The organism is Komagataeibacter europaeus LMG 18890, from assembly GCF_000285295.1.
GTDB lineage: Bacteria > Pseudomonadota > Alphaproteobacteria > Acetobacterales > Acetobacteraceae > Komagataeibacter > Komagataeibacter europaeus.
The window spans coordinates 12404-22001 of the sequence record NZ_CADP01000049.1; the positions used below are offsets into that span (position 1 = coordinate 12404).

The 9598-nt window shown below is 61.9% G+C and carries 9 protein-coding genes, 1 tRNA gene and 1 pseudogene; 4 read left to right on the forward strand and 7 right to left on the reverse strand.

What is annotated here, in order from left to right; genetic code table 11:
* The first annotated feature begins 57 nt into the window (after window positions 1-57).
* Window positions 58-1128, forward strand: a complete 1071-nt coding sequence (gene hisC / locus GEU01_RS13210; protein WP_010508293.1) for a histidinol-phosphate transaminase — start codon at window positions 58-60, stop codon at window positions 1126-1128.
* A 135-nt stretch (window positions 1129-1263) separates the two neighbouring features.
* Window positions 1264-1545 carry a hypothetical protein gene (locus GEU01_RS13220; RefSeq protein WP_010508291.1) on the forward strand — a complete coding sequence of 94 codons (282 nt, stop codon included), beginning with the start codon at window positions 1264-1266 and terminating at the stop codon, window positions 1543-1545.
* Window positions 1546-1859: 314 nt separating this feature from the next.
* On the opposite strand, the gene GEU01_RS13225 is transcribed toward GEU01_RS13220, so the two are convergent.
* Window positions 1860-3176 carry an MFS transporter gene (locus tag GEU01_RS13225; RefSeq protein ID WP_019086477.1) on the reverse strand — a complete coding sequence of 439 codons (1317 nt, stop codon included), beginning with the start codon at window positions 3174-3176 and terminating at the stop codon, window positions 1860-1862.
* 657 nt (window positions 3177-3833) lie between these two features.
* On the opposite strand from GEU01_RS13225, the gene GEU01_RS13230 reads away from it, so the two are divergent.
* On the forward strand, window positions 3834-4385 hold the full coding sequence (locus GEU01_RS13230) for a hypothetical protein (protein ID WP_232272532.1): 552 nt from the start codon (window positions 3834-3836) through the stop codon (window positions 4383-4385).
* A gap of 24 nt (window positions 4386-4409) precedes the next feature.
* Here GEU01_RS13230 and mdoH read toward each other — a convergent pair whose 3' ends face one another.
* From mdoH to GEU01_RS27330, 4 genes are all read right to left on the reverse strand, one after another.
* A complete protein-coding gene (mdoH, locus tag GEU01_RS13235) occupies window positions 4410-6587 on the reverse strand; it encodes a glucans biosynthesis glucosyltransferase MdoH (RefSeq protein WP_019086479.1) in 2178 nt (725 codons plus the stop codon).
* Window positions 6575-8080 (reverse strand): glucan biosynthesis protein, encoded by a 1506-nt coding sequence (locus GEU01_RS13240; protein WP_019086480.1) that lies wholly within the window; start codon window positions 8078-8080, stop codon window positions 6575-6577. The genes mdoH and GEU01_RS13240 overlap by 13 nt, the downstream gene beginning before the upstream one ends.
* Window positions 8081-8208: 128 nt before the next feature.
* Window positions 8209-8553: a winged helix-turn-helix domain-containing protein gene (locus tag GEU01_RS13245; RefSeq protein ID WP_010508284.1), complete on the reverse strand. Its 345-nt coding sequence runs from the start codon at window positions 8551-8553 to the stop codon at window positions 8209-8211.
* Between the two features lie 55 nt (window positions 8554-8608).
* Window positions 8609-8731, reverse strand: a complete 123-nt coding sequence (locus GEU01_RS27330; RefSeq protein WP_265000737.1) for a hypothetical protein — start codon at window positions 8729-8731, stop codon at window positions 8609-8611.
* On the opposite strand from GEU01_RS27330, the pseudogene GEU01_RS27555 reads away from it, so the two are divergent.
* A pseudogene (locus tag GEU01_RS27555) lies at window positions 8730-9020 on the forward strand (GNAT family N-acetyltransferase); the annotation flags it as partial. The gene GEU01_RS27330 and the pseudogene GEU01_RS27555 overlap by 2 nt on opposite strands.
* Before the next feature lie 43 nt (window positions 9021-9063).
* Here the strand turns inward: GEU01_RS27555 and GEU01_RS25760 are convergent.
* Both GEU01_RS25760 and GEU01_RS13255 read right to left on the reverse strand, forming a co-directional pair.
* Window positions 9064-9147: transfer RNA gene (locus GEU01_RS25760), tRNA-OTHER, on the reverse strand.
* An 86-nt stretch (window positions 9148-9233) separates the two neighbouring features.
* On the reverse strand, window positions 9234-9598 hold a 365-nt coding region (locus tag GEU01_RS13255; protein ID WP_019086483.1), incomplete at its 5' end, for an IS5/IS1182 family transposase.

A 9598-nucleotide genomic window follows, 5' to 3' on the forward strand; every position in this document is an offset into this window, starting at 1 on the left:
GCATGCAGGACGGGCGCGCGGCTGTTTCATGACCCTGACAATCTGGAATTCACCCTGATGAGCCGTTTCTGGAGCCCTGTCGTCCATACCCTGACCCCCTATGTGCCGGGGGAGCAGCCCAGACTGGCCAACCTGATCAAGCTGAATACCAATGAATGCCCGTATGGTCCGTCGCCCAAGGTGCTGGACGCCATACGGGCGGCGACCAACGACACGCTGCGCCTGTATCCCGATCCCACGGCGCAGGCGCTGTGTGCCGCGATCGCGCGTGCGCATGATGTCCCGGCCGACCACGTTTTCGTGGGCAATGGATCGGACGAAGTGCTGGCCCATACATTCCAGGGGCTGCTCAACCATCCCGAACCGCTGCTGTTTCCTGACATAACCTACAGCTTCTACCCCGTTTACTGCGGGCTGTATGGCATACGGCATGAAACGGTGCCGCTGGATGACGACATGCGCATCGACATTGCCGCGTATCGCCGGCCATGCGGGGGCATCATCATCCCCAATCCCAATGCCCCAACGGGAATCGCGCTGGGGCTGGACGCCATCCGCGCCGTGCTGACCGATCACCCCGACGCGGTGGTGGTGGTTGACGAAGCCTATGTCGATTTCGGCGCGGAGACGGCCATTGCGCTGGTGGACCAGCATCCCAACCTGCTGGTCGTGCGCACGCTGTCCAAATCCAGCGCGCTGGCGGGATTGCGGGTGGGCTATGCCATCGGGCAGCCCGACCTGATCGCGGCCCTGACCCGTGTGAAGGACAGCTTCAATTCCTATCCGCTGGACCGTCTGGCGCAGGTGGGGGCCATTGCCGCGATCGAGGATCGGGAATGGCTTGCAAACACCCGTGAGAAAATCATAAGCTCACGGGACAGGCTGACCGACAGCCTGGGAAAGATGGGGTTCGATGTCCTGCCATCACAGGCGAATTTCATATTCGCCCGGCACCCGGACCGTGACGCCGCATATCTTGCCTCCGCCCTGCGGGAACGGGCAATCATCGTGCGTCATTTCCGGACCCCGCGCATTGCACAGTGGCTACGCATCACCATTGGTACTGACGCCGAATGCCAGGCCCTGATAACGGGACTGACTGACGTGCTGGCGCAAAACGGGGGCTAGGTCCCCGGTTCATCACGTGCCTGCGCCTGCCCGGCCTGCCATGAAAGGCAGGAGGCGGTCAGTACGTGCTGTTCGTCTTTCCACCATACGGTTGACAACTCATTTCCTGGACCCGCGGTCCACAGGACACTTATCATGCGCGCATTCCACGGACAGATGTCCGATAACCAGCCGATCCGTCGCACGCTTGCTGAAAAACAGAAGCAGCTGCGTGACCTGCGTGAAACACTGGCCACCATGAAATCGCATACATCCCCCGCCCTGCGCGAAAGCGTACAGAAGCGCATCCGCCAGCTGGAAAGCGAAGTCAGCGCCGCCCCCGCCCTGAAGGCCGGGGAGCAGCGCAATACGCCACGTTCCACCACCGGCACGGACCGGCCCCGCAGCCCCCGTCGCCGCCCTGAACGCAGTATCTGAACAGACAAAAAAAAGGCCGACCCCACTGGGGGCCGGCCTTTTTCATTTGGTAATTCCTGCCGGGGAAACAGGTCCGGATATTTCCAGACCATATGTCCTTGCGGTTCCTGCCCATATGACAGGCTGTGCCAGCCGGACGGAAAACCACCCTGAAGCAGCGTGGTTCAGACTGCTGTTCCCAAAGTGGCAATATTTCCCGGCGCCACCTACCCCTTCATCTGCACCTTCAGGCCAATAAAAAACGGGCCTGCTTTGCAGCAGGCCCGTTTTCCACCCATATCGGCACAACCGATCAGGTCAGGATCCGGGACGGATCAGTGACCAAGCGTCACTTCTTCCGCCACATCACCGCGTGCAGCGGCAGCGTCAATGTAACGACGGGCTTCCGGCGAAACGGTCAGCACCAGCGTCATCAGGGCCGAGGCGACATACAGGCCGGAGAAGATCCAGATGATCCCCTCGATCCCGTGCCAGTTCTCAAACCACGTCACGATGGCCGGACCGACCCATGTGCTGGCGCCAGCACCCAGGCCAAGGGCGGACAGGGCAGCGGCCTTTTCCTTCGGGCAGATCTGCGGCACCAGGCCGGACAGCGGCACGAAGGCGGCAATCGTCGCGCCATACAGCGCACCCATGGCGGCAGCAATGGGGAAGTTGCCGGGGAACATCTGCGGCACATAGTAGAACAGCGGCACGGTGATCGCGGCGCCCACGCAACCGAACAGGGCGACAACGGTACGATGGCCCAGACGGTCAGCCGTGATGCCGGACACAAGGTTCACCAGGATGTTCGACAGGAAGATGATCGACAGAAGCTGCAGCCACTGCGACAGCGAGAAGCCGATCACCTTGGTGAAGAACGCCGGCATGATGACCAGAAACGCATATTCGGACGACGTGTTGATGGTCCGCACGATCATGGCGACAAACGTCTTGGGCTCACGCCACAGGATGCTGATCGAACTGAAGAAGATCGTGCCGGGCTTCGTGCCCACCGGGGCAAGGCGGCGGGAACCGATGGGCTCACGCGTCATCAGCAGGGCCAGCAGGCCACCGAACATGACCAGCGCCAGCGAGGACCAGAACGTCGCCATTTCGCCAATCAGCGGAATGGAGAAGCTGGCGAACAGCGAACCCAGCGTGGGCAGTCCGCCGGAGAAGGCGAACCAGAACCAGCCCGCGGCCGAACCCAGCTGACGCGGCGGGGTCGCGGCGGCAATCCACACCAGGAAGCCATAGGTGAACAGCGGATAGCCAAAGCCACGCATGGTGTAGGCGGCCAGCATGATGGGATAGCTGTTGACGGCCACGCCGAAGGTCAGGAACAGAACCTCGAACACACCCCAGATGGCAAGGCCGATCCACATGACCCGCTTGGGCCCCCACAGATCGGACAGCGGCCCCGATGCCCATGAGGACAGCGAGACGGTCACGCCATAAATGGTAAACAGCAGCGCGGTATTACGCGATGAAATGCCCTGTCCCTCCAGATAGGGGGCCAGGTAGCCGGCCTCGACACCATCACCGATCATGAAGAACAGCAGGCCGACAAATCCCCAGAACAGGGGTGCCGGGATGCCAAGCTTATCAGCTATGGACGTTGATTCGGACAGATTGTCTGTCTGTTTCAAGGGGAGATTCTCCTCTTTCACAGGCAGCCGACACGAAGATGAGGGGCTCCACCTCATTGTGGAGCGTCGATGCAGGCTGCGTCCGCACAGTCCGGATTTCCGGCAAACACCAGTGCGGAACCTCAGTTTCACAAGTTCGGGTGTGCAATCACCCGGACCGGCTACAGCAATGCGGGAACAGAAGAACGGCGCCAGCGCCAAAACGCCAGCGCATCATGCCTGGCAAACCTGCTTCCCCATAAGTGCCACCGGCCAAAAGTCGTCGATCCAGCAGAAAACATACCAATTGGTACGCGTTGCATAACAATATCGATGAAAAACACCCGGTTACACCTGAAAAAAAGGCAAAACCACGTGATCTCCCATCACTGGAAAGACCAGGAATTGGCTGGATATACAAAATCGTTGCAGTTACGAACGATTTCACAGTGACCCGATAGTCTCCAACCTCCATTCGGATACAAAAAATATATTCAGTGGGGTCAATCTATACTAAAAAACTCTCGAGAATGTAAGGGAAATCTCAAATTTTCGATGCGATTCGGATTTTTCCCTTATTATATCAACAGATTTCAGATCATATTTTTATGCATACGGTATATGCATCACCATCCGGCACCATCTTTCGCCAGGGGTGGGTTCCTGCCATAGTCACCATTGCCCGCCCGCACATGGACGGGGCCGCACCCCGGTGCGGGACAGGCATTGCCTGCTGCATCCTCCCATGCCGGGGCATGGACAGACGGAACGGGTACGGTGAACATCAATTCCATACGCCTTGCCGCATTGCCGGTTGCTTTGCTGCTGCTTTCTCCCGCGCTGGTCTGCGCCCCTGCCCACGGCCAGAGCCTGGCCACGCAGAAGGTGCAGCGTGCGATGGATGTCCTGCGCCTGAAGCCGGATCTGGCCAGCAAGGCCTGCCTCGACAAGCTCGAAGACCTGCACAAGATGGAAAAGGTCATCGAGGAAGCGGGGGAAAGCGCACACAACCCCAACCTGTCGCTGGCGCACGACATCATGGAATCCGATTACGAGGACGCAACCGAATCCTGCGTGCCCGATGCCGCCAAGCTGTGCGCGGCGCCCGGAAAGCTGGCCAGCGCCAACCAGAAGAAGCTGTGTGACTCGCTTGACGCGATCATGTCGGTTGACGGATCGGATGAAGGGGACGAAGTCGCAACCCCGCCCGAGGGCACATCCTCCGACTGAGGATGCGCCCTGTCCGGCCCTGGCTCAGGACAGGCGCGCCAGAAGCTGCAGCCCTTCCGCATTGCCCAGGACGGCTGATTTTTCCGCCCGGTTCAGTTCACGCAGGGCGGTGGCAAGGTCTGGCGCCTCCCGCAGTTTCAGCAGGCCCACCAGCAGCGCCGGATTGATCGGGTCGCCCGGCCTGCTGGGCGGGGGCAGCATGATTTCATGTACCTTCAGCAACCCCGCCCGTGCACGCAGCGCCGTCACCGCATCCTGCACGGGCTGGCCCGCCATCTGCATCATGTAGGACACGGCCGCGTGCAGTACGGGTGGGGGGGCTGTTTCCTCGGGGATCAGCAGCAGGTGGGCGCGCCGGAACGCCTGCCCCACCGCTGCGCTGCCTGTCAGTACCGCCAGCGGTATGGCGCAGACCAGCCCCAGCGTTACCGGCAGCATCCACAGGAACAGCGGCAGCGAAACACTCCATGCCGCCGCCGCCAGCGCGATACCCAGTATGGTATGGACCATGTACAGCCGCACGTTCTGCATGATCTGCAGGCCGCCGGCATCACGCCGCTGCGCATTCCACCCCGAGTCGCGACCAAGCAGGATGGAAATGACCCCTGCCGTCTGGATGATCATGGCGATGGGGGCCAGCAACCCGCCGATCACCGTTTCCACCATAATGGACGCCGCCGCCGCGATCGCCCCGCCACAGCCACGGCGCAGCGGCCCGTCGATCAGCAGCAGCAGGTAGGCCAGTATCTTGGGGGCCAGCAGCACGCCCATGGTGCCGATGAACATGTATTCCGCCTGAACCGGGTCAACATGCGGCCAGTGGGGATAAAGCAGCTTGGTATCGCCAAAATATTCCGGTTTGTAGAACCGGTTCTGCAGCGAGACCACGATCCCCACCAGCAGGAAGACCAGCCACAGCGGGGCCGTGACATACGACCCGATGCCCATGAGCATGTGCATGCGGCTGATCCAGTGCAGGCCCCGCGCGGACACCACCTTTGCATGCTGCAGGTTGCCCTGGCACCACCGGCGGTCGCGGATGGCGATATCGGTCAGGGATGGCGGGCTTTCCTCATACGATCCGGCCAGGGCGGGCACCATGTGAATGGCCCATCCCCCCCGGCGCATCAGCGCCGCCTCCACAAAGTCATGGCTCATGATCGCGCCGCCAAAGGGCTGGCGCCCCGGCAGGTGCGGCAGGCCGGCCTGCTCGGCAAAGGCACGGGTGCGGATCACCGCGTTATGGCCCCAGTAATTCCCTTCCGACCCGTGCCACCATGCAATGCCATGGGCGATCAGCGGACCATAGACACGCCCCGCGAACTGCTGCATGCTGGCAAACAGCGTCTGCCCGTTTACAATGACCGGCAGGGACTGGATCAGCGCGACACCGGGATTGCGTTCCATGGCCGCCGTCAGCCGCACGACCACGTCGCCCGACATGACGCTGTCGGCATCCAGCGTGATCATCTGCTGATAGGCCGCGCCATAGGTCCGCACCCATTCACCGATATTGCCCGCCTTGCGGTCCGTATTGACCGCGCGCCTGCGGTAAAACAGCCGCCCGCCCCACCCGGTGGCGCGGCACAGGGCCATGTAGGCGGCTTCTTCCGCCACCCACACGTCGGGATCGGTGGTGTCCGACAGGATGAAAACGTCAAAGGCGCGTTCCTGCCGGGTGGCCGTAAGGCTGTCGATGGTGGCGCGCAGGCCGGCCATCACGCGGCCGGGATCCTCGTTATAGGTCGGCATGAGCAGTGCGGTGCGCGTGGTCAGGCGTGGCAGCGGGCCACTGCGCGCGATCCCCAGCCCAAGGCCGCCATGCGCCAGCATCGAGGCAAACCCCGCCAGCGCGGAGGTAAAGGCCAGCGCGATCCACAAGAACAGCATGACGAACAGCACCAGCATCACCATGCCGGCCACCGAACGCTGCACGGCATTGAACACCAGGTCCATTTCGTAACCGGCAAGGCCCGTCATGACCACGGCCCCGCCGATCACCAGCAGGCGGCGCAGGTGAATCAGCCGCCACTCGGTCGTTGGCACGGGACCACGTCCATGCAGGTCAGGTGCCGCCTCCAGCGGATGAACAGGCATGTCCAGCGGCGCCGCGGGCGGAAGGGCGCACCATCCCTGCGGCAGCAGCGGCGCGGGCTGGCCCGCCGCCGGACCGGATGGCGCGCGCGTGGCTAGGGGGTCCATCGGTAGACCCACTCTTCCGACACAGGCCCGTTGTCATCGGCCAGCACGCAGTTCAGTTCCGCCACCTTGGCATCGCCGGGCGCGAATTCGAACGTGCTGCGCCAGCCATGGATGGGGGGAACCGGTTCGACCACCACATTGCGGATTTCGCCTGCGGATGTCCGGCACTGCAGGTGGAAATGCGGCTTTTCAGGCAGATTGTCGAACGGCGTGCCCACAAAATCGATGTCAAAGAAACGGGTATGCGAATCATCCGTCGCCTCCCCCACGCGGGTGGCGGAAATACGGGCCAGTTTAGTGGGCCATGGCGTATCCCACCCCCAGTACATGCGATAGGTGAAGACATATTCACGCCCCGCCGCCAGCGCATCCTGCGGCCGCCAGAAGGAGACGATGTTGTCATTCACCTCGTTCGGGGTGGGGATTTCCACAAGGTCCACGGACCCCGCCCCCCAGTCCCCGATCGGTTCGATCCACAGCGAGGGGCGCTTTTCATAATTCAGCGACACATCCTCGAAATCGGTAAAGGCACGCTTGCGCTGCATCAGGCCAAAGCCATGCGGGCGCACGTCACTGAAGGCGGAGAACTGCAGGTCGCGCGGATTGCGCAGCGGCCGCCACAACTGCTGTCCGCTGCCCGTCCACATGGACAGGCCTTCGCTGTCATGGGCGGCGGGACGCCAGTCATCAACGCGCGTGCGGTCATTCGCATCAAAATAGAACATGCCCGTCAGCGGCGCGATGCCGGATTCCGCGATGGCCTTGCGGGGATAGAGATAGGACTGGACATCAAAGACCGTCGTCTCACCGGGGCGGATGGTAAAGCGGAACGCACCCACCAGCGACGGGCTGTCCAGCAGGGCATGGATGACGATGCTGTCCACGCCCGCCTTGGGCTTTTCCAGCCAGAAAGCACGGAACAGGGCGAATTCCTCCCCCTTCGGGTCACCGGTCCCGTTGGCGAAGCCGCGCGCGGACAGGCCATAGTTCTGCCCCTTCGCCACCGCACGGAAATAGGATGCGCCAAGGAAGACGCAGAATTCCTCCATAACCCCCGGCGTATTGATCGGCGCGCGCAGCCGCAGGCCGGCAAAACCGATATCATCATTCACCCGCAGGGCGGGATCGTTATAGGTGAACATGTCGGGGTTGAAGGCAATGGGCCGGGACTGCCCGTCAATGACTTCATGCATGTAGATGCGCGGGGCGTACAGATAACCACGCGGAAAGAATTCGACATCAAAGCCCAGGTTCTCACCATGCCACAGGGCCTGTTCCGAACGGAACGCCATGGAATTGTACTGGTCGAAATTCAGGTTACGCAGCGCGGAAGGCAGGGACTGTGACGTGGCCTGGTACGCCTGCTGCGACAGCTGGTGCGCCAGCGTGCGCACGGTGGTGGGATCGAAATTGCCACTTTGCGTCGCGCGGGCGGGACGCGCCGCGCCAATCCCCGCCACGGTAATGGCGGACAGGGCCGTTCCCGCTTTCATGAAATCACGTCGTAACACTGAGTTTAACTCCAGTCATTTTTCTTGTTTCACCGTATTGGCACATCATTTTTACCAATTGGCAAAAAATAATGCCTGAACGTCCGTGATCGTGACTGCCTATGGCTTTTTCACGGCGGGGGGGAACACATGGCCGCCAGGGTTTCCATCTGTCCCCGCACGGCGTCACGCGCCGAGTGTTCGATTTCACGGTACAGCCTCAGCACGGCCTCCCCCTCCGGTGACAGGCCAGCGCCCCCGCCGCCCCCGGGCCGGGCGGAGACCAGTGGCCGCACGAAGGTCGTGTTCATGGCCTCGACCAGAAGCCACGCGCGGCGATAGGACATGCCCATGGCCCGCGCCGCGGCGGAAATGGAACCGGTCTGGCCAATCTGTTCCAGAAGCTTGATCTTCCCATGCCCCAGCAGGGGCGAGCCATTCGCGTCCACCCGTAATGTCAGGCGCATTTCTGTCATGGTTTCAAAACTCCTGGCCACAGCTATATCATCGCCCATTCTACCGGAAACGGCTTCACCTGAAACGGAATTTTCCCACCATGACCCAGCCCATTTCCCCATCGGGGCCACCGTCGGGCACATGGCGGCGCATGGGGGCGCAGGATCTGCCCGCCGTCATGGCGCTGGCCACCACCATGCACCCCGGCTGCCCCGAACGGCCCGATGTGCTGGATGAACGCCGCAGGCTGTGCCCGGCGGGCTGCCTGATCCTGCCCGATGCGCAGGGAAAACCGGGCGGTTATGTATTAAGCCATCCATGGCGCATGGCCCGACCGCCCGCGCTGGATACCTACCTGCACCACCTGCCTGTGCGGGCGGATTGCTGGTACCTGCATGACATTGCCATCTCCCCCGCCCTGCGCGGGCGGGGCGCGATGCATGCGGCCCTGCGCATCCTGACGCGACATGCCCGCCAGAATACCCTGCGCTGGATGACACTGATGGCGGCGGAAGGGGCACGCCCGGTCTGGACGCATATGGGATTCGAACCCATGCCCGACATCCCGGCGGACATTACCGCCACCTACGGGGCTGATGCCTGCCCCATGCGCCGCGCCATTTCCACAACGGTGCAGGCATGAAGAGCGTCTGGAAATCAAAGAAACCCTGGTGAAGCTTTTTTTAGGGCCTGTTGGGAATTAACGCGAATTGATGATTGCGGCGGTAAGATAAATCATCGCTGCGAATGATCTGTCGGTCTTGTCGCTTCGCATGGCGATGCGCTTGAACTCCTTGAGCTTGCAGAAGAAGTTCTCGATGAGATGGCGTGCCTTGAACAGGGCTCCATCGAAGGATCGCCTGTCGAGGCGGTTCCGACGCTGGGGAATGACCACGCGGGCCCCTTGCGCGCGTATGGTGTCCACGATCCAGTGGACATCGAACGCCTTGTCAGCAAGAAGTCCCTCAAAATCAGCCGGTTCAAGGAGAGGCGCCACCCCGACCGTATCGTAATGCTGGCCGGGGATAAGCGTAAAGCGGACCAGATTGCCCAAGGCGTCAGTCA

What these genes read in the sequence shown, in the direction of transcription:
- hisC (WP_010508293.1), top strand. Translation starts at nt 58, where the DNA reads ATGAGCCGTTTCTGGAGCCCTGTCGTCCATACCCTGACCCCCTATGTG.
- GEU01_RS13220 (WP_010508291.1), top strand. Translation starts at nt 1,264, where the DNA reads ATGCGCGCATTCCACGGACAGATGTCCGATAACCAGCCGATCCGTCGC.
- mdoH (WP_019086479.1), bottom strand. Translation starts at nt 6,587, where the DNA reads ATGGACCCCCTAGCCACGCGCGCGCCATCCGGTCCGGCGGCGGGCCAG.
- GEU01_RS13240 (WP_019086480.1), bottom strand. Translation starts at nt 8,080, where the DNA reads ATGAAAGCGGGAACGGCCCTGTCCGCCATTACCGTGGCGGGGATTGGC.
- GEU01_RS13245 (WP_010508284.1), bottom strand. Translation starts at nt 8,553, where the DNA reads ATGACAGAAATGCGCCTGACATTACGGGTGGACGCGAATGGCTCGCCC.
- GEU01_RS27330 (WP_265000737.1), bottom strand. Translation starts at nt 8,731, where the DNA reads ATGGTGGTGGCCAGCGCCATGACGGCGGGCAGATCCTGCGCCCCCATG.